The organism is Teichococcus globiformis (assembly GCF_042646265.1).
Classification (GTDB): domain Bacteria; phylum Pseudomonadota; class Alphaproteobacteria; order Acetobacterales; family Acetobacteraceae; genus Pseudoroseomonas; species Pseudoroseomonas globiformis.
Window position 1 is genome coordinate 80252 of the sequence record NZ_JBHRTN010000008.1, and the last position, 17394, is coordinate 97645.

A 17394-nucleotide genomic window follows, 5' to 3' on the forward strand; every position below is an offset into this window, starting at 1 on the left:
TCGCTACCGGTCCGGAGAGACGCCATGCCTGCCCTTGCCATTGATCGCATCTTCCGGATGCAGTGCTGGATCATCGCGGCCGTTGTTGCCGCCCATCTTGCCTCGCGTTTGATGTTCGCCTTTCAGGAACGCGAATCCAGCCTCAGCAAAGTGCTGAACATGCTGGAGGAAACCTCGGTGCCGACGGTGGTGGCGACAGGCAGCCTGCTGGCGGCGGCCGCCGCGGCGGGGCTGGTCGCCCTGTCGGCCCGTCAGCAAAGGGACGGGCTGTGGCGCAGCTGGGCCTTTGTCACCGCCTGCCTCGTGTTCCTGGCCGTGGATGAGGGCGCCGCCCTGCATGACCGGCTGACCTTTCCGCTGCAGGACATGATGGACCTTGGCGGCATCTTCTATATCGGCTGGGTGCTGCCCTACCTGCTGCTGTGCGTGGTCTGCGGCGTGCTGTGCCTGAAGTTGGCCTTTGCCTTGCCGCGCCGCACGCTGCTCCGCTTCATCGTGGCCGGATCCGTGTTCGTGGGTGCAGCGCTGGGGCTGGAGATGATCGAATCGGCCGTGATCCACCATGAGGCCGGGCCAGACACCGCGTTGCGCGATGCCGATCTGGAAACCATCGCGCGCACGCCACTGATGACGCTGCTGGTGACGCTGGAGGAAACGGGAGAGTTGCTCGGCGCCGCCTTGCTGCTGCGGGCCCTGCTGCTGCATCTGGTGCAGGATCGGCAGGTGAGTTCGATCCGGCTGAGCCTCGGCCAAGCCGCTCCGGAAGCGGATGCTTACGTTGCCGGCCGGAATACAGGGAGCCGCATGCTTTAAGGCACGTTCCTCAGCCGGGAAGCAGCTGCTGCAACAGCCACCACCCGCCTTCCAGCAGGGTCATCATTCCACCGAACAGCGTGCCGGCCAACACGAAGCCGACTGCGAGGAGCAGCCCGAAATCGATCCAGTCGAACACGGCGTCGATCATTTCGGGCCTTGCGGTGCATCAGGGGGATGGTGGAACAGCGACCACCGCCAGGCGGACGCCGAGCAGGCTTGTGGCGCAGATTTGTTAAGATCAGGTTAAGGCGACCCTGCCGCCTTCATCGGCGCGATGTTCCCGGCCTGCCTAAAAACCCGCGCCTCCTCTACAATGCGGCCATGAACGACCTGTCCACCGCCCCGATCTGCGCCACCGCCGAAGAGGCCGTCGACCGGCTGGAAGCCCTGTACGATGCCGCCATCGCCGCCGAGCGCATGGCGCTCGACCGCTTCATTGCCGACGGCATTCCCCCTGGCGCCACCGAGCGTGCGGCCTTCCGTTACCCGGCCCTGCATCTGCGCTGGGCTCCGGATCGTCCTCCGCCGCAGACCCGCCGCGCCTGGGCCAAGCTGCAGGTGGAAGGGGACTACGCCACCACCATCACCAACCCGGCCGCCTTTCGCCCCTATCTGCTGCAGCAGCTCCAGCCGCTGATGGCCGAGTACGGCGCCGAGCTGCGCGTTTTCCCCAGCGATCAGGAAATCCCCTACCCCTACGTGCTGGAAGGTGGCGACGAGCTGGCGCGGGGCGGCGTGTCGGCGGCGGCGCTGGCGCGGCACTTTCCCGTGCCCATGCTTTCCTCCGTAGGCGATGAGGTGCCCGACGGGCTGTGGCGCTTCCGCAATGGTGTGCCCCGCCCGTTGGCCCTGTTTGATGCGGCGCGCACGGATTACTCATTGCGCCGGCTGCAGCATTACACCGGGACAGACTGGCGCAGCCTCCGGCCCTGGATCCTGCTGACCAACTACCAGCGCTATATCGGGCAGTTCGTGGACTGGGCCCTGCGCGAGCTGGCCGATCCCGGCAGCTCCTACAGCCACCTCGTCTTGCCGGGTGGCGCCGAGATCACCCGCGTCCATACGCCGGACCAAGCCGCCCTGCTGGTGGCGGAGGCGCCCTGGCAGCGTTTCCAGATGCCGGCCTATCACCTCCACCGCAAGGACGGGGAAGACGGCATCACCATTGTCAATATCGGTGTAGGCCCCTCCAATGCGAAAACCATTACCGACCACCTGGCGGTGATGCGGCCGCATTGCTGGCTGATGATCGGCCACTGCGGCGGATTGCGGCAAAGCCAGGAGATTGGCGACTACGTGTTGGCGCATGGCTATCTGCGCCGCGACCGCATTCTGGACGCGCTGCTGCCGCCTGATATTCCCGTGCCTGCCCTGGCCGAGGTGCAGGTGGCGTTGCAACAGGCTGCGGCCACCGTGACCGGCGAGGCCGGCGAGGCGCTGAAGCGGCGTCTGCGCACCGGCACCGTCGTTTCCTATGATGATCGCAACTGGGAACTCCGCTTCTCGCAGGAACGGTTGGCCATCAACCTGTCCCGCGCCATCGCGGTGGACATGGAAAGCGGCACGCTGGCGGCTCAGGGTTACCGGCTGCGCGTGCCCTACGGCACGCTGCTCTGTGTGTCCGACAAGCCGCTCCATGGCGAGATCAAGCTGCCCGGCGCCGCCACCGCCTTCTACCAGCGCGCGGTGAGCGAGCACTTGGCTATCGGGATCGCCACCTTCGGCATTTTGCGCGAGCAACTCACGGCGCTGCACTCGCGCAAACTGCGGGCATTCGACGAGCCACCTTTCCGCTGATCGCTGTCCGGCAGAGGAACAGCAGAGAAAAATTTCGTCTGCAAGTGAGAATCACCTGACTGCGCCACCTGCGGAGGCGCGTCGGTGGCGTTGTTCGCCATCTGGACAGTTGGCGCTGCTTGCAAGCCGGATCAGACACTTAGTGGGTGCAAGAAGGGCTGGCTCAAGTATAGTTGAAAGTGGAACTGAAAATCACTCGCATTTTTGGAGAACTTGCAATTCAGTCTCAACAAATCCTTTGAAAATAAGGCTTTGCTTGCTGGAAACGAAGTCGCCTATGCTTTGGTTATTAGGGCAGTCCCTGCCATTACAGGAGAAAAGAACATGTCGATGGCCAGCACTCACGATGTCGCCTGCACCAAGTGCAAGTTCTTCGACACCCACGCTGCACACCAGAAGACCGAGGACGGTCTGTGCCGCTTCAACCCGCCAGTGAACCAGCCGGACGAGAAGGCACATGGCCTCTGGCCGGTGGTGTCCGCGGATGACTGGTGCGGCCATTTCAGCGCCGACACTGCGACGGCCGGTAACGCCGACTGATCCGCTTGGGCCATGCGCGACGCCCCGGGAAGAGCATTCTTCCCGGGGCGTTCTCGTGTCGCCAGCCTGCCGCCGCCTTCAGCCGAGCAGTGCCCTGACCCGCGGTATCACCTCGCGGCCGTAGAGCTCGATGCAGCGCATCATGGCGTCGTGCGGCAACGGCCCGGCGCTGTATTTCAGACTGAAGCGCGACAGCTCCAGGCCCTTGGCGGTCGCCGCGATCTTGCGCGCCACCGTGTCGGGCGATCCGAGATAGAGTGAGCCCTCGGCGATCTCCCGCTCGAACTCCGCCCGCTGCATCGGGGGCCAGCCGCGCTCACGCCCAATGCGGTCGCGCATGATCTTGTAGTGCGGCCAGAAGCTGTCACGCGCCTCGGCATCCGTGGCCGCCACATGGCCAGGGGAATGCACGCCAACCGGAAGTGCCGGCTGGTCTAGCTTCTCGCAGGCCTGCCGGTAGAGATCCACAAAGGGGCGGAAACGCTGCGGATCACCGCCGATCACCGCGAGCATCATGGGCAGGCCGTGCCGAGCGGCCCGCACCACCGATTGCGGGCTGCCCCCAACGCCCACCCAGGCGCCAAGCGGTGGCCGCTCCACGGGCGGTTGGACCCGGGCATCGTGCAGGGCGGGGCGCAGCCGTCCCTGCCAGGTCACACCCGCCTGCGACCGAAGCTTCGCGAAGAGATCCAGCTTCTCCTCGAAAAGTTCCTCGTAGTCCTCCAGCGCATAGCCGAAGAGAGGAAAGGATTCCGTGAAGGAGCCGCGGCCAAGGATGGCCTCAGCCCGGCCGCTGGACAGCGCGTCCAGCGTCGAGAAACGCTGGAACACACGCACCGGATCGTCCGAGCTGAGCACGGTCACCGCCGAGCCCAGCCGGATGCGCTTCGTGCGCGCCGCCATGGCGGCCAGCACCACCTCGGGCGCGGACACGGCGAAATCATCACGGTGATGCTCCCCGACGCCGATGGCATCGATACCCAGCTCATCGGCCAGTACCGCCTGCTCCAGGAGGTCGCGCAGCACCTGGGCAGGATGCTGCAAGACGCCATCCGGCCCCGCCGTGACATCGCCAAAGGTGTCGAGCCCGAACTGCAGCATGGTCAGGCGGCCACCGCATCCAGAGCGGGGTAGTCGGTGTAGCCGGCGGCCTCCCCGCCATACATGGTTGCCTTGTCCAGCGGGTTCAGCGGCGCGCCCTGGCGCAGGCGCTCCACCAGGTCGGGATTGGCGATAAAGGCCTTGCCGAAGGACACGGCGTCGGAGTGCCCCGCAGCGAGGTCGGCTTCGGCCTGCTCGGCGGTGAAGCCTTCATTGGCGATAAAGGCGCCGCCGAAGACCTGCTTCAGCACAGGACCGATGCGGTCCGCCCCTCCATGCTCGCGAGCGAACAGGAAAGCGATCTTTCGACGGCCCAGTTCGCGCGCCACATGGGTGAAGGTCGCGGCCAGGTCGCTGTCGCCCATGTCGTGGCTGTCGCCGCGCGGCGACAGGTGCATGCCGACCCGATCGGCGCCCCAGACCGAGATCGCCGCATCCGTCACTTCCAGCATCAGCCGGGCACGGTTCTCCACCGATCCGCCATAGCCATCCAGGCGCCTGTTTGTTCCATCCTGCAGGAATTGGTCGAGCAGATAGCCGTTGGCACCATGAATCTCCACGCCATCGAAGCCGGCGCGCTCCGCGTTCTCGGCACCCTTCCGATAAGCCTCGACGATGCCGGAAATCTCCCCCGTCTCCAGTGCCCGCGGCGTGACGTACTCCACCTGCGGCCGGATCAGCGAGACATGGCCGGCAGGCCGGATGGCGCTTGGTGCCACCGGTGCGGCACCATCCAGGAAGGACGGGTGGGAGATGCGCCCGACATGCCAGAGCTGCATGACAATCCGCCCCCCCGCGGCATGTACGGCCTCGGTAATGGTCTTCCATCCCGCCACTTGCTCCTCCGACCAGATGCCGGGCGTGCGGGCGTAGCCAACCCCCATGGGCGTCACGGAGGTGGCCTCGGTCAGGATCAACCCGGCCGTGGCACGCTGCACGTAGTAGTCGCGCATCAGTTCGGTCGGCACGCGGCCGGCATCGGTGGCGCGGGAACGCGTCAACGGTGCCATGACGATGCGGTTCGGCAGGTGGAAAGCCCCCATGCGCAAGGGCTGGAACAGGCGTGGCAAGTCTATCGCCATGAAAGGCACGCTCCTATATCGGATCATGGGCTTCGTTCGATACCCATCGAATGATACAAGAGGATTGGGAGGCCAAGGCCAGGAATGCAAGACCCCTACCCGCACCCCGAGTTGACCGCAGTGACGCTGGCTGAGGCCCTTGCGGCGCTGGCCGATCCGGTCCGGTTGCGCATTCTCTGTGCCCTTTCCTGCGGCGCCGAGCGCGGTTGGGGCGATTTCGACCTTCCGATCGCACCCTCTACGCTGTCGCATCACCTGAAGGTTCTGCGCGGAGCCGGGCTGGTCTGCCAGCGACGGCAAGGGACGCGGTGCCAGGTGATGCTGCGTTCCGAATTCGAGGTTCGCTTCCCGGGCCTGCTTCACGCCGTGCTGCGCCAGGCCCAGACCTCGCCGGAAGTGGATCCGCGGCCATGATACCCTTTCTGACATTTCAAGGATGGACTCCCCACCGTTCGGCAGGGAGCATGACGGAAGCTTCATGTTTCGTGACGGGACAGGCCGCCCGGCTGGTCCGCGGGGAGACAAGCATGCCAGCATTGCGCAACAGCTTTGCCTCCACCTGGCCGTTCGCCACGGTGCTCGGCTTGTTTCTGGTCGTGCAACCCGCCGCCGCGCTGGAGAGCGCTCCCACACAGAGCCCGCGCGCCACCGTCACGCTGATCAGCGAGGCCGCCACTGTTGCGCCCGGCCAGAGCTTCCGCATCGGGCTGCGGCAGAAGCTGGCGCCGCACTGGCACACCTACTGGAAGAATCCCGGCGATGCCGGCGCCGCGCCCGAGGTGGCGCTGGACCTTCCGGAAGGTGCCAGCGCCGCCGGCATCGCCTGGCCCGGCCCGTCGCGCATGCCCTTCGGCCCGCTGGTCAACTTCGGATACGAGAACGAGATCACCCTGCCGATCACCGTCACCGTTCCGGCAGGAGCTCAGCCGGGACAGAGCCTGCCTGTGAAGGCCACGGCCAATTGGTTGGTCTGTGCCGATCAGTGCATCCCCGAGGAAGGCGAGTTCCGCCTCGACATTCCCGTGGCCGCCCAGGGCACCCCGTCCGGCGGCGATGTTGCCGGGGCCTTTGCGATCGCAGATGCCCGCAGGCCCATCGCAAGCCCCTGGCCGTCCGCGGTTGTGGCCGAGGGCGAGGCTCTTGCGTTGACCCTGCAGGGCGAGGGGCTCGGCGCGCCAGCGGTGCGCGAGGCCTTCTTCTTCCCCGATGAATGGGGCGCAATCGAGAACGCGGCCCCGCAGCGGCTGGCTGTGGAGGATGGCAAGCTCATCCTGGCCCTGGCGCAGGGCCAGGCGCTGGACACCGGAGCACAGCTGCCCGGCCTGCTGGCCCTGACCGACAGCTCGGGCCAGACCCGCTGGCTGGAGATCGCGCCGCGCATCGGCACCGCCGCGCCGGCCGGCATGCCCGGCGGCACAGCTGCCCCGCTCGGATTACCTTTCTGGCAGGCGGCACTGTTTGCCCTGCTGGGCGGGCTGATCCTCAACCTGATGCCCTGCGTCTTTCCCGTGCTGGCGATGAAGGCGACCGCGGTGGCGCGGCTTTCGGGCGGCGCGCTGCGGGAGGTGCGGCTGGCAGGATTGTTCTACACGCTGGGCGTGCTGGCGGCCTTCACAGCGCTGGCCGGGCTGCTGCTGGCATTGCGGGCGGGAGGCGACGCGGCGGGATGGGGATTCCAGTTCCAGTCGCCCTTGTTTGTTGCCGCGATGCTGTGGCTGATGCTGGCCATCGGCCTGAACCTTTCGGGCGTGTTCGAGATCGGCCAGGGGATGGCCGGGGCCGGCCAGGGGCTGGCGGGGCGCCGGGGCCATGGCGGCAGCTTTTTCACCGGACTTCTGGCCGTGGTGGTGGCCACACCCTGCACGGCGCCCTTCATGGGGGCTGCCATCGGCACTGCCCTGGCGGCGCCACCCGCCATGGCGCTGACGCTGTTCCTGGTGATGGGGCTCGGCCTCGCCCTGCCCTACGCGCTGCTCGGCGTGTTTCCCCGGCTGGCGCGGCTGCTGCCCCGCCCCGGCACCTGGATGGTGCGGCTGCGGCAGGCCATGGCCTTCCCGATGTACGCCTCGGCTGCCTGGCTGCTCTGGGTGCTGGTACAGCAGTCGGGTGATCCCGGCCTGGTCGTGGCGCTGGCCGGGGCCATCCTGGTGGCCGTCGCCGCCTGGCTCTTCGGCATCGCCCAGAATTGCGGGGGTCGGGCGCCCTGGCTTCGCGGCGGCGCGGCGCTGGCGGCGCTCGGCAGCTTCGCCCTGCTGCCGCAACTGCACGGCGCGACGCCACCGGGCGCAGCTTCTGCGGGGCCTCAGGCGGGCTTCGAAGCCTATTCGGCCGCTCGCCTGACCGAGTTGCGCCAGGAAGGACGGCCGGTCTTCGTCAACATGACGGCCGCGTGGTGCATCACCTGCCTGGTCAACGAGCGCACCGCCCTGTCGACCGAGGCTGTGAAGACCGCCATGCGCGACCATGGCGTGGTGTACATGAAGGGCGACTGGACCAACCGGGACCCGGAGATCACGGCGTATCTGCGGGGCTTCGGCCGCGACGGGCTGCCCTTCTACGCTTTCTACCCGGCGGGAGGAGGCGCCGAGCCGCAGATCCTCTCCCCGGTGCTGACCGAAGGGTTGCTGGTTGCGACCCTGGGCACCCGCGGCACGGCGCAGGCCGGACCCGCGCGCTGAACCGCATCGCCACCCTACAGGAGACGAGCGTTATGATGAAAACTCCCGCCATTCTCCCGCATGCCGGACGCCGCGAGCTGATCCTCGGTGCCGCAGGCCTGGCAGGCGCCGGGCTGCTGCTGCGTGGCACACCTGCCGCCGCCGCCCCACGCATCGGCCAGGCGGCGCCCGACTTCTCCCGCCCTGATAGCCATGGCGGCACCCGGAGCCTGTCCGCGCTGCGCGGCAAGCTGGTTGTGCTGGAATGGACCAACCATGACTGCCCCTTCGTCATGAAGCATTACGGCGCGTCCAACATGCAGAACCTGCAGCGGGAGGTGGCGGATGCAGGCGGCGTCTGGCTGTCGGTGATCTCTTCGGCGCCCGGCGAACAGGGCCATGTGCCGGCGGCGCAGGCGAATGAGCTGACCCGCTCGCGCGAGGCAGCGCCAACCGCCGTGCTGCTCGACCCTGAAGGAGAGATGGGACGCGCCTATAACGCGCAGACCACGCCGCACATGTACATCATCTCCGCAGAGGGCACGCTGCTCTACATGGGCGGGATCGACTCCATCGCCTCCACCCGCGTCGAGGACTTGCAGAAGGCGACACCGCATTTCCGCAATGCCTTCCAGGCCGTGCGCGAAGGCCGGCCGGTGCAGAACGCGGTGACGCGTCCCTATGGCTGCAACGTGAAATACGCCGCCTGAGCGGGCGCCGTAGCCGCGTCATGCCTCCCCTCTCCCGCCGCACGCTGGCCAGCCTTGCCCTGCCTGTGGGAATGGCGGCACAGGCCGCGCCACCACGCCAGCACAGCGGCGTCCGGATGCGGGACGCGGCTGTCGCCCTTCTGGAAGGCAGCAGCGTCGCCAGCCGCGACGCCCTGCGCTTTGCCTTCGATGCCCCGTTGCGGAGGCAATGGCGCTACACGCCCGGCCCGCGCCAAGGGCTCAACCTCGGCTCCATGCGGTCCACCGAGCAGGAACTGGCGGGGGCACTGCTGGCGTCCGGGTTGAGCCCGGCGGGCCTGACCCAGGCGCGCGGCGTGATGCAGCTTGCGGATGAGTTGCGTGCGGCGCGCGGGTCTGGCGGCGGCTCGGGTGCCTATGCCGTTGCCCTGTTCGGCGATCCCGCCTCCGGCGGTGCGTGGGGCTGGCGGCTGGAGGGGCATCACCTGTCGCTGAACTTCACCATGCGCGGCACGGAGATCCTGTCTGCCACGCCGCATTGCGTGTGCGCCGATCCGATGGAGGTCGAGCGGGGCGAACACGCCGGCCTCGCCCCGTTGGACCGGGAGCGCTATATGGCGCGCGACCTGGCTCGCAGCCTGGCAGAGCCGCAGATGGCGCTGGCCCGGATGCCAGGCCCGGTGCCGCGCGACATCCAGGCCGGGCCAGGACGCGATTCCACGAAATTCGACTTGGTGGGCCTTCCCTACGCGGCCCTGACATCCGAGACGCAGCGCCACCTGATGCTCGGCCTTGCCGAAACCTACCTGATGCACCTGCCTGCCGACTTGGCCCGGCCGGAGCTGGCGCGGGTTTCCGGTTCGGGGCGGACCACCCTCCGCTTCGCCTGGGCCGGCGGGCTGGAGGAAGATGCGCAGCAGGCCTACCGCCTGCAGGGCGATGGCCTGTTCATCGAATACAGCACGCGCGGGCGACCGGACCACGTCCATACGCTCTATCGCCGCCCTGGCCTGGATTTCGGCGGACCGACGCTGGGCTGAATTCCGCGCCCCCCTTGACCGCTGGGGGGCGCTTCTGCCCCGATAGTCGCATGACCAACCCGCTTCTCGCCCCCTGGACCACTCCGTTTGGCCTGCCGCCCTTCGGCTCCATCCAACCCGAGCATTTTCCGCCCGCCTTCGAAGCCGCGATGGAAGAGCAGCTGGAAGAGATCGCGGCCATCGGCACCGATCCGGCCGAGCCCGGCTTCGCCAACACGATCGAGGCGCTGGAGCGGAGCGGGCGGGCCCTGGGACGGGTGCATGCCCTGTTCGCCAACCTTTCCGTCAGCCTGGGCGGCCCGGCGTTGGAGGCGCTGGACCGTGAATGGTCGCCCCGCCTCGCCGCTCATGGCATGCGGGTTGCGCTGGATGCGGGGGTGTTCGCCCGCGTCGAGGCGCTGTTCCGCGAGCGCGACAGGCTGGAACTGGAGGAGGATCAGCTTCGGCTGCTGGAGCGGACGCATCTGGGACTGGTGCGGGCGGGTGCGGCCCTTGCGCCGGAAGGCCGGGCCCGCATGGCCGCCATTTCCGAGCGGCTGGCCGTGCTGCACACCGCCTTTGCCCAGAACGTGCTGCATGACGAGAAGTCCTGGCACCTGGCGCTGGAGGAAGCCGATCTGGACGGGCTGCCGGACTTCCTGCGGGCCGGCGCGGCGCAGGCGGCGGTGGAGCGCGGCGTTCCCGGTTACGCCATCACCCTGGCCCGCTCGCTGGTTGAGCCGTTTCTGGCCTTTTCGGCCCGGCGCGACTTACGGCGGCAAGCCTGGGAAGCCTGGATCGCGCGCGGCACCCATCCTGGCCCGCAGGACAACCGCCCGCTGATCCCCGAGATCCTGGCGCTGCGGGCGGAGCGGGCGAAGCTGCTAGGCGCCAGGGATTTCGCCGGGTTCCGCCTGTCCGACAGCATGGCCGGCTCGGTGGAAGCGGCGCAGGACCTGCTGGACGCCGTGTGGCAGCCCGCACGTCGCCGCGCGAGCGCCGAGCGCGACACGCTGTTGGCGCTGGCCCTCGCAGAGGGGCTCGAAGAACCGCTGCAACCCTGGGACTGGCGCTTCTACGCCGAGCGGGTGCGGCAGCGGGATCATGGGCTGGACGAGGCGGCGCTGAAGCCCTTCTTCGTGCTGGAGAACATTCAGCAGGCTGCCTTCGACACCGCCACGCGCCTGTTCGGCCTGCACTTCCATGAACTGCCGGACGCACCCGTCTATCATCCGGATGTGCGTGCCTACGAGGTGCGCGATGCCGAAGGGCATGTCGGCATCTTCCTGGCCGACCCTTACGCACGTGCCGACAAGCGCAGCGGCGCCTGGATGAGCAGCTACCGCGACCAGGAGTCACTGGACGCTCCGATCTCCGCCATTGTTGTCAACAACAACAACTTCGCCCGCGCCGAGCCCTGCCTGCTGTCCTTCGACGATGCCGAAACGCTGTTCCATGAATTTGGCCACGCCCTCCACGGGCTGCTGAGCCGGGTGCGCTATCCTTCGCAGTCCGGCACCTCCGTGAGGCGGGATTTCGTGGAGCTGCCCTCGCAGATCTACGAGCACTGGCTGGCCCTGCCGGAAACGCTGCGCCGCTATGCCCTGCACCATGCATCAGGCGAGCCGGTGCCCGAGGCGCTGATCGAGCGGCTGCTGGCCGCACGCAACTTCAACCAAGGGTTCGCCACGGTGGAATACCTGGCCTCGGCGCTGATCGACCTGGCGCTGCACCGGCATCCCGATCCGGCCGGCATCGACGTCGAGGCGTTCGAGCGCGATTTTCTGGCCGGCATCGGCATGCCGCCCGAGATCGGCATCCGGCACCGCCCGGCGCATTTTCAACACCTCTTCGCCGGCGGTGGCTATGCCGCGAGCTACTATGCCTATCTCTGGTCCGAGGTGCTGGATGCCGACGGGTTCGAAGGCTTCACCGGCGCCGGCGGCCCGTTCGATCCGGCCATGGCGGAGCGGCTGCGCGTGCTGCTCTCGGCAGGCGATACGCGCGACCCGATGGCGCTTTACACCGCCTTTCGCGGACGTGCGCCGGACATCGCGGCACTGTTGCGCCACCGCGGGCTGGACGAAAACTGAAGCGCCTCGGCGCGATGGGCCTATCGGCGGACGGCGTCGATGATCGCCCGCACCGGCGCGGTGGCGCGCCAAAGGCGGGCGCCCTCCATGGCCGCGAGGCGGGCACGCAACTCGGCCTCGGTTGCGCTGCGCGCCGCCAGCTCATGCTCCAGCGCCGCCAGCCGCCGCCGCAACGTTTCGTGATCCGCCGTCGCCAGATCGCCCAGCGGCACGGTGGAGGCACCTGCTGCCAGCACCGCCTCAGCCTCCTCCTCCCGCGCCGCCTGCGCCAGCGTGCCCAGATCAGCCTGGCAGTTCCGGCCTTCCCGCGAGAGCACGGCAAAGAACTCGCCCCCCATCGCGCGGAAGGCGGCTTCGCGCAGTCCGGTCTGCCCCAGCTCGGCCAGGGTCGCGATGATCAGCCGGAAGGACGAGGGCACAAAAACCCAGCAATGCATGTCCACATAGGTGTCGCTGGCGCAGGCCTGCTCGAAATGCGTGCGGGCGAAGTCGAGCGGCTGCACGGCTTCCAGGGGACGTTTGTCATCCAGGGCCCAGCCGATGGACGCGTCGCGCCGGCGCGCATAGGCGATGTCGTCGAACAATACACCCGGCACCGGCCGGGTGCGGCCATCCAGATGCGCCTGCAGCACCTGTCCTACGGAAGAGACGGGCCGCAGCACGTCAAAGCAGCACCTTTTGTCAGGCACGGCCAGCACCAGGGCGCCACCCGGCTTCAGCAAGGCTTCGCAATCGCGCAGGAATTGCACCAGATCCGGCACATGCTCGATCACATGCGAGGCGATGATCCAGTCGTAGCGGTGGCGCGCTCCGATCACCTCCGGCAGGGGGCGGCCGTCGGCAATGAAGTCGACTTCCTCGACACGGGAAACATCCGCCCCGGCGGCTGCGTATTTGCGCCGCAGCCCCTCCGCATCGAGGTAGTCGACGATCTCGACGTCATAGCCTTCCGCCCGGGGCGCCAGAGGGGCATGGGAGGGGCCGATCTCGAGCCCTTTCCCGGAAAGGTCGGCGAGAGCTCGGAGGGCGGTGGCGCGTTGCATGCAAAAACATTAGGGCGGGTTCTTGTCGGCCAGCAAGCACCCGTCCTCCGGGTCACGTATGACGGGGGACAACGGGCATGACCGGCCGCCTCGCGCGGTTCCTGGTCCAGGCGGTGCTGCTCCTGGCCTTGTTGATGCCGGACATTGGCCGCTCCGTCCCCCTGCCGCCGGAACCAGCCATGCTGCAAGCGGCGCGGTGGGAAAGCTCCGTTTCCTGCACGAGGCTGCTGCCTGGCGCCGAGCGTGGCGAAGGCTGCCGCCAGGGCCGCAACCTGTCTGCCCTGGGCTGGACCCTGATCGACTATGGCGTGGCGACGCTGAAATACGTGGTGGGCCTGCTGCTGATCCTGTTCGGCGCCATGCTGGTTGGGCTGGGCTGGGCGTTTTCGCTGATCGAGGCACTGATCTGCTGAGTCCTGCGCGATCCAGCGCGAACGTGAGCAGGCAGTGCTGGCCCGCCCTGCCGGGAGATGTTACAGCGCCTCCATGATCGAAGACTGGGTTGCCCTTTTCGATGCCTGGGTTCGGGCCAACGCCGACTGGGCGGCGCCCGTCACCTTTGTCATCGCCTTTCTCGAGTCCTTCCCCATCGTCAGCATCCTGGTGCCTTCCACCGCGCTGCTGCTGGGCATCGGAGCGCTGATCGGCACCAACATGATCTCGCCCATTCCTGTGCTGCTGGGCTGCATCGCCGGCGGCATCGCGGGCGATGCCGCGGGCTACTGGCTCGCGCGCTGGGTTGGGCCCTACGCGGTGCGCAAGCGCCTGCCGAGATCCCTTCGCCGGCCCTATGCCTGGTCTGTGGTGGTGTTCCGCCGCTGGGGCTGGTGGGCCGTGTTCATCGGCCGCTTCCTGGGCCCCATGCGGGCCGTGACTCCGCTTGCTGCGGGCGTGGTCGGCATGAAGAACGCGTCCTTCCAGTCCGCCAACATCCTGTCCGCCATTCTCTGGGCGCCGCTCATGCTGATGCCTGGCAGCATCGGTGGATGGCTCGCCCGACAGCTGGGCGAGGATCCGGATCCAATGGCGATCGGTGCGACCATCGGTGCCGCCGTGCTGCTCTGCTTCGCCTGGCTGCGGCTGAAGCCGCGCCTTCAGGCCATGGTGAAGACGCGGCTGGAAGCCCGCCCGGGGAGCTGAGGCCACGAACATCGTGACCTGCGGCTACAGCGGCTCGCCAGCTCACAACTGACACGCAATCGTCACATCCAGCGCCACCCGCCCCCTTGCCGGGCCGGGTTGCGGCGGGGCATGGATCGGGCGGGCAACAGGCCCGCATACGGGAGCCTCCGCCTTGGATATCCTTTTCGGCCTCGGGCTGATCCTGCTGCTGGTGGCCGGCAGCATCCTGATCTCCCTTTCTGAAATCGCCTTCGCGGCCGCACGGGAAACCCGTCTTTCCGTTATGGCCCAGGGCGGGGAAAGCCGCGCCGCACGTTTCCTCGCCCTGCGACGCGATCCCGCGGGGGTCGTCACCGCCCTGCAGATCACGGTCAACGCGGTCGGCATCCTGGCGGGCGTCGTTGGCGAGGGCGCGCTGACGCCCGGTCTGGCGCGGCTGCTCGTCGATCTCGGCGTCGGCCCCTGGTCCGAGAGCATCGCCTCCGTCAGTTCCTTCGTGCTGGTCACCGGCCTGTTCGTGCTCTTCTCCGATCTTGTGCCCAAGCGGGTCGCGATGATGCAGCCGGAGCGCGTCGCGGTCGCTGTCGGCTGGTTCCCTGCCTTCGCGCTGAAGGTGCTGCGGCCGCTGGTCTGGGTGTTCTCGGGTCTGGCCGATGCGCTGATGCGGCTGCTCGGCCTGCCGACCTCGGCCAGCGCCGAAACGGTGACCGCCGAGGAGTTGCGCGCAACCCTGGCAGCCAGCGCCGAATCCGGCACGCTGGATGCTGGCGAGCACCGGCTGATCGAGAATGTGCTGGCGCTGCGCGAGCGCACCGTGACTTCGGCCATGACGCCGCGCGACGAGATCATCTTCCTGGATCTGCGCGAAACACCCGAGGAATGGCGGGAAAAGGTGCGGCGCGATCCCTATTCCCGCTACCCTGTCTGCGATGGCGGACTGGACAACGTGGTGGGCTACACCCGCGCCGAGGATGTGCTGGCCGAAGTGCTGCAGGCCGGCCCCGGCGCGCTGAAGCCGGACGCGCTGAAGCCCGGCACGCAAGAGCCGGCGCGCATGCGGCGCGACGCGCCCTCCGTGCCGGAGACGCTGGATCTGTGGGAAGTGCTGGCACAATTCGAGGCGCAGGGTGCGGGTTTCGCCCTGGTGGTCAGCGAGTACGCGATGGTCGTCGGCCTTGTCACCTACAAGGACGTGCTGGCGGCGCTGGTCGGCGGGCTGGCCGACCCGTTCGAGGAGCGCGCCATCGTTCGCCGCGATTCCGATTCGTGGCTGGTGGACGGCATCGCAACCCTGAGCGATGTGGCCCTGGCGCTAGGCACCGAGGCACTGCCGACCGACGGCCCCTTCCGCACCGCGGGCGGCTTTGTCATGCACCGGCTGCGCCGCGTGCCGCGCAAGGCCGACCGGGTAGAAGCCGCGGGCTTCGTGTTCGAGGTGGTTGATGTGGAGGGCTTCCGCGTCAACCAGCTCCTGGTGACGCGCAAAACACCCCCTGTCCCGCCGCCCTCGATGGAAGCGCTGCCCGGCTGAACCATCCCCGTTCCGGCCTGCACGCTTGCCTGGATCGGGCTTATTTGCGAAGTCTTCGCAACTTGAAGCCCCGGAGGCCCTGCTTGCGCCATTCTGCTTCCCGTCGCCGCCTGCTAAGTGCGGCGATCACCGTTCCGGCCCTGGCCATGCCGGCGCTGGTCCGGGCACAAGGCCCTATTGGGGGGCGGGATCTGCTGGGCCGGACCGTGTCCCTGCCGCGCCCCGCCCGCCGCATCGTTCTGGCGCAAGGTCGGCACATCATGGCGCTGAACCTGCTGCATCCAGATCCCGCCTCGCTGGTGCTCGGCTGGGGCTCCGACTTCAAGCGCGCCTTCTCGGTCGAGTACGAGCCTTACCGCACACGCTACCCGGCGCTGGCGAACCTGCCGGTGATCGGCGGCACCACGGAAGCGCCGGCAGTGGAAGGCATCCTGGCCCTGGCACCGGATCTGGTGCTGGCCAGCCGCTGGAACACCGGCGGCCAGGGCGCCGACGCACCGCTCATCCGCGCCATGGAGAATGCCGGGATCCCCGTTGCCATCATTGACTTCTTCGTGCAGCCGCTGCGCGACAGCGAGGCCAGCATCGCCCTTCTGGGCACGCTGATCGGGCGGGAAGAACAGGCCCGGGCGCTGTCCGCGTTTCATCGGGAAAGCCTGCATCGTGTCACCGCTGCTCTGGGGCCTGACCCGGTGCGGCCATTGGTGATGATCCATGCCCATGCCGGCGCCACGCCTTGCTGCTATTCCGCCGGACGCGGCATCTTCGACGATTTCATCCGCTTCGCCGGCGGCCACAATCTGGGCGCTGATGTGATGACCACCGTGTTCGGCTCGGTGGCGCTGGAGACGCTGCTGTCGCGCGACCCTGCTGTGTATGTGGCCACGGGCGGTGGCTTCGCGGGACAGGGCGTGCGGCTCGGTGCAGGCACCACGCGGGAGGAAGCGCGGCAGAGCCTGGATGCAATGGTGGAAAAGGAAAAGCTGGGCAGTCTTTCCGCCGTCCAGGATGGTCGGAAGCACGGCATGTGGCACGGCTTCAACGACTCGCCCACCCATCTGCTGGCGATCGAGTGTCTGGCACGCTGGCAGCATCCGGAGGCGCGAGGTCTCGCCGATCCTGCCGCCAGCCTGGAGGCCATCAACAACCGCTTCGCCGCGGTGAAGATGGAAGGAACCTACTGGCTCGACTGAATCAGCCGGCTCAGCCGAAGGTGTTGAGCAGATCGTCCACCTGCTCCGATGTCAATTCACGGGCGTTCTTGCCGCGCAGCATCAGCGCCAGCTTGGCGGCTTCCTCCAGCTCTTCCGCGGCATAAACGGCGTCCGTCAGTGTCTTGCCCGAGACAACCGGGCCATGATTGGCCAGCAGAACCGCACGCGCCGACTTCGCGGCCTCATGGATATCGTTCTCCATCGCACCGTCACCCGGGCGGTAGTAGCGGATGATCGGCAGGGTACGCCCCACCCGCATCACGAAGTAAGGCGTCAGGGGCGGAATCGGCATGGCGTCGCCGGGACCTGCCAGACAGCCGATGGCGGTGGCACAGGTGGAGTGCAGATGCACCACCGCACCAGCTTCCGGCCGCGCCGTCAGGACCGCGCGATGCATGAAGACCTCCTTGGAGGGCTTGTCGCCGCCGACATGGTTCCAGTCGGCATCGAGCTTGCTGATGCGGTCCGCTTTCAGCCGACCCAGGGAAGAATTGGTCGGCGTCATCAGATAGCCGTCCGGCAGGCGGACGCTGATGTTGCCGGCGCTGCCAACCGAATAGCCCCGCGCAAACAGGCTGGCGCCCAGTTCCACGAGAAGGTCGCGCAAATCGGACTCGGTCATGGAATCATTCCCTGCTGGTTGGATATGCGGGCCGGGGCGGCAGCTCCGGGGGGTCGCTCCACGCGGGC

At 67.9% G+C, this 17394-nt stretch carries 17 protein-coding genes; 12 read left to right on the top strand and 5 right to left on the bottom strand.

Annotated features, from left to right (window positions below):
- Nucleotides 1-24: 24 nt before the first annotated feature.
- Complete coding sequence (locus ACFOD4_RS07630; protein ID WP_379595350.1) at nucleotides 25-813, top strand: hypothetical protein; 789 nt, start codon at nucleotides 25-27, stop codon at nucleotides 811-813.
- A 10-nt stretch (nucleotides 814-823) separates the two neighbouring features.
- Here ACFOD4_RS07630 and ACFOD4_RS07635 read toward each other — a convergent pair whose 3' ends face one another.
- Nucleotides 824-964, bottom strand: coding sequence for a hypothetical protein (locus ACFOD4_RS07635; protein ID WP_379595351.1), 141 nt, complete (start codon nucleotides 962-964; stop codon nucleotides 824-826).
- A 173-nt stretch (nucleotides 965-1137) separates the two neighbouring features.
- On the opposite strand from ACFOD4_RS07635, the gene ACFOD4_RS07640 reads away from it, so the two are divergent.
- Complete coding sequence (locus ACFOD4_RS07640; RefSeq protein WP_379595352.1) at nucleotides 1138-2613, top strand: AMP nucleosidase; 1476 nt, start codon at nucleotides 1138-1140, stop codon at nucleotides 2611-2613.
- Between the two features lie 324 nt (nucleotides 2614-2937).
- The gene (locus ACFOD4_RS07645; protein WP_379595353.1) at nucleotides 2938-3153 is read left to right on the top strand and encodes a hypothetical protein; all 216 of its coding nucleotides are present in this window, start codon (nucleotides 2938-2940) and stop codon (nucleotides 3151-3153) included.
- A gap of 78 nt (nucleotides 3154-3231) precedes the next feature.
- On the opposite strand, the gene ACFOD4_RS07650 is transcribed toward ACFOD4_RS07645, so the two are convergent.
- Both ACFOD4_RS07650 and ACFOD4_RS07655 read right to left on the bottom strand, forming a co-directional pair.
- Complete coding sequence (locus ACFOD4_RS07650; RefSeq protein ID WP_379595354.1) at nucleotides 3232-4254, bottom strand: LLM class flavin-dependent oxidoreductase; 1023 nt, start codon at nucleotides 4252-4254, stop codon at nucleotides 3232-3234.
- Between the two features lie 2 nt (nucleotides 4255-4256).
- Entirely contained in the window at nucleotides 4257-5324 is a 1068-nt protein-coding gene (locus ACFOD4_RS07655; RefSeq protein ID WP_379596052.1) for an alkene reductase, read from the bottom strand.
- 96 nt (nucleotides 5325-5420) lie between these two features.
- Here ACFOD4_RS07655 and ACFOD4_RS07660 point away from each other — a divergent pair, with 96 nt between their 5' ends.
- From ACFOD4_RS07660 to ACFOD4_RS07680, 5 genes are all read left to right on the top strand, one after another.
- Nucleotides 5421-5750 carry an ArsR/SmtB family transcription factor gene (locus ACFOD4_RS07660; protein WP_379595355.1) on the top strand — a complete coding sequence of 110 codons (330 nt, stop codon included), beginning with the start codon at nucleotides 5421-5423 and terminating at the stop codon, nucleotides 5748-5750.
- A gap of 113 nt (nucleotides 5751-5863) precedes the next feature.
- On the top strand, nucleotides 5864-8014 hold the full coding sequence (locus ACFOD4_RS07665; protein ID WP_379595356.1) for a protein-disulfide reductase DsbD family protein: 2151 nt from the start codon (nucleotides 5864-5866) through the stop codon (nucleotides 8012-8014).
- 32 nt (nucleotides 8015-8046) lie between these two features.
- Complete coding sequence (locus ACFOD4_RS07670; RefSeq protein WP_379595357.1) at nucleotides 8047-8703, top strand: redoxin domain-containing protein; 657 nt, start codon at nucleotides 8047-8049, stop codon at nucleotides 8701-8703.
- A gap of 20 nt (nucleotides 8704-8723) precedes the next feature.
- On the top strand, nucleotides 8724-9722 hold the full coding sequence (locus tag ACFOD4_RS07675) for a DUF3500 domain-containing protein (protein WP_379595358.1): 999 nt from the start codon (nucleotides 8724-8726) through the stop codon (nucleotides 9720-9722).
- A gap of 50 nt (nucleotides 9723-9772) precedes the next feature.
- On the top strand, nucleotides 9773-11794 hold the full coding sequence (locus ACFOD4_RS07680; protein ID WP_379595359.1) for a M3 family metallopeptidase: 2022 nt from the start codon (nucleotides 9773-9775) through the stop codon (nucleotides 11792-11794).
- A gap of 20 nt (nucleotides 11795-11814) precedes the next feature.
- Here ACFOD4_RS07680 and ACFOD4_RS07685 read toward each other — a convergent pair whose 3' ends face one another.
- A complete protein-coding gene (locus tag ACFOD4_RS07685; protein ID WP_379595360.1) occupies nucleotides 11815-12837 on the bottom strand; it encodes a class I SAM-dependent methyltransferase in 1023 nt (340 codons plus the stop codon).
- Nucleotides 12838-12914: 77 nt separating this feature from the next.
- On the opposite strand from ACFOD4_RS07685, the gene ACFOD4_RS07690 reads away from it, so the two are divergent.
- The 4 genes from ACFOD4_RS07690 to ACFOD4_RS07705 all read left to right on the top strand — a co-directional run bounded on the left by ACFOD4_RS07690 (nucleotide 12915) and on the right by ACFOD4_RS07705 (nucleotide 16683).
- Nucleotides 12915-13250: a hypothetical protein gene (locus ACFOD4_RS07690; protein WP_379595361.1), complete on the top strand. Its 336-nt coding sequence runs from the start codon at nucleotides 12915-12917 to the stop codon at nucleotides 13248-13250.
- Between the two features lie 73 nt (nucleotides 13251-13323).
- The gene (locus ACFOD4_RS07695) at nucleotides 13324-13977 is read left to right on the top strand and encodes a DedA family protein (protein ID WP_379595362.1); all 654 of its coding nucleotides are present in this window, start codon (nucleotides 13324-13326) and stop codon (nucleotides 13975-13977) included.
- A gap of 154 nt (nucleotides 13978-14131) precedes the next feature.
- Nucleotides 14132-15490 (top strand): hemolysin family protein, encoded by a 1359-nt coding sequence (locus ACFOD4_RS07700; protein ID WP_379595363.1) that lies wholly within the window; start codon nucleotides 14132-14134, stop codon nucleotides 15488-15490.
- Between the two features lie 83 nt (nucleotides 15491-15573).
- Complete coding sequence (locus ACFOD4_RS07705; protein ID WP_379595364.1) at nucleotides 15574-16683, top strand: ABC transporter substrate-binding protein; 1110 nt, start codon at nucleotides 15574-15576, stop codon at nucleotides 16681-16683.
- A 10-nt stretch (nucleotides 16684-16693) separates the two neighbouring features.
- Here the strand turns inward: ACFOD4_RS07705 and otnC are convergent, their stop codons facing one another.
- A complete protein-coding gene (gene otnC, locus ACFOD4_RS07710) occupies nucleotides 16694-17326 on the bottom strand; it encodes a 3-oxo-tetronate 4-phosphate decarboxylase (protein WP_379595365.1) in 633 nt (210 codons plus the stop codon).
- Nucleotides 17327-17394 lie beyond the last annotated feature (68 nt).

Excerpts from the sequence above, each read along its gene's own strand:
- ACFOD4_RS07630 (WP_379595350.1), top strand. The coding sequence starts at position 25 with ATGCCTGCCCTTGCCATTGATCGCATCTTCCGGATGCAGTGCTGGATC.
- ACFOD4_RS07635 (WP_379595351.1), bottom strand. The coding sequence starts at position 964 with ATGATCGACGCCGTGTTCGACTGGATCGATTTCGGGCTGCTCCTCGCA.
- ACFOD4_RS07640 (WP_379595352.1), top strand. The coding sequence starts at position 1,138 with ATGAACGACCTGTCCACCGCCCCGATCTGCGCCACCGCCGAAGAGGCC.
- ACFOD4_RS07645 (WP_379595353.1), top strand. The coding sequence starts at position 2,938 with ATGTCGATGGCCAGCACTCACGATGTCGCCTGCACCAAGTGCAAGTTC.
- ACFOD4_RS07650 (WP_379595354.1), bottom strand. The coding sequence starts at position 4,254 with ATGCTGCAGTTCGGGCTCGACACCTTTGGCGATGTCACGGCGGGGCCG.
- ACFOD4_RS07660 (WP_379595355.1), top strand. The coding sequence starts at position 5,421 with ATGCAAGACCCCTACCCGCACCCCGAGTTGACCGCAGTGACGCTGGCT.
- ACFOD4_RS07665 (WP_379595356.1), top strand. The coding sequence starts at position 5,864 with ATGCCAGCATTGCGCAACAGCTTTGCCTCCACCTGGCCGTTCGCCACG.
- ACFOD4_RS07670 (WP_379595357.1), top strand. The coding sequence starts at position 8,047 with ATGATGAAAACTCCCGCCATTCTCCCGCATGCCGGACGCCGCGAGCTG.
- ACFOD4_RS07675 (WP_379595358.1), top strand. The coding sequence starts at position 8,724 with ATGCCTCCCCTCTCCCGCCGCACGCTGGCCAGCCTTGCCCTGCCTGTG.
- ACFOD4_RS07680 (WP_379595359.1), top strand. The coding sequence starts at position 9,773 with ATGACCAACCCGCTTCTCGCCCCCTGGACCACTCCGTTTGGCCTGCCG.
- ACFOD4_RS07685 (WP_379595360.1), bottom strand. The coding sequence starts at position 12,837 with ATGCAACGCGCCACCGCCCTCCGAGCTCTCGCCGACCTTTCCGGGAAA.
- ACFOD4_RS07690 (WP_379595361.1), top strand. The coding sequence starts at position 12,915 with ATGACCGGCCGCCTCGCGCGGTTCCTGGTCCAGGCGGTGCTGCTCCTG.
- ACFOD4_RS07695 (WP_379595362.1), top strand. The coding sequence starts at position 13,324 with ATGATCGAAGACTGGGTTGCCCTTTTCGATGCCTGGGTTCGGGCCAAC.
- otnC (WP_379595365.1), bottom strand. The coding sequence starts at position 17,326 with ATGACCGAGTCCGATTTGCGCGACCTTCTCGTGGAACTGGGCGCCAGC.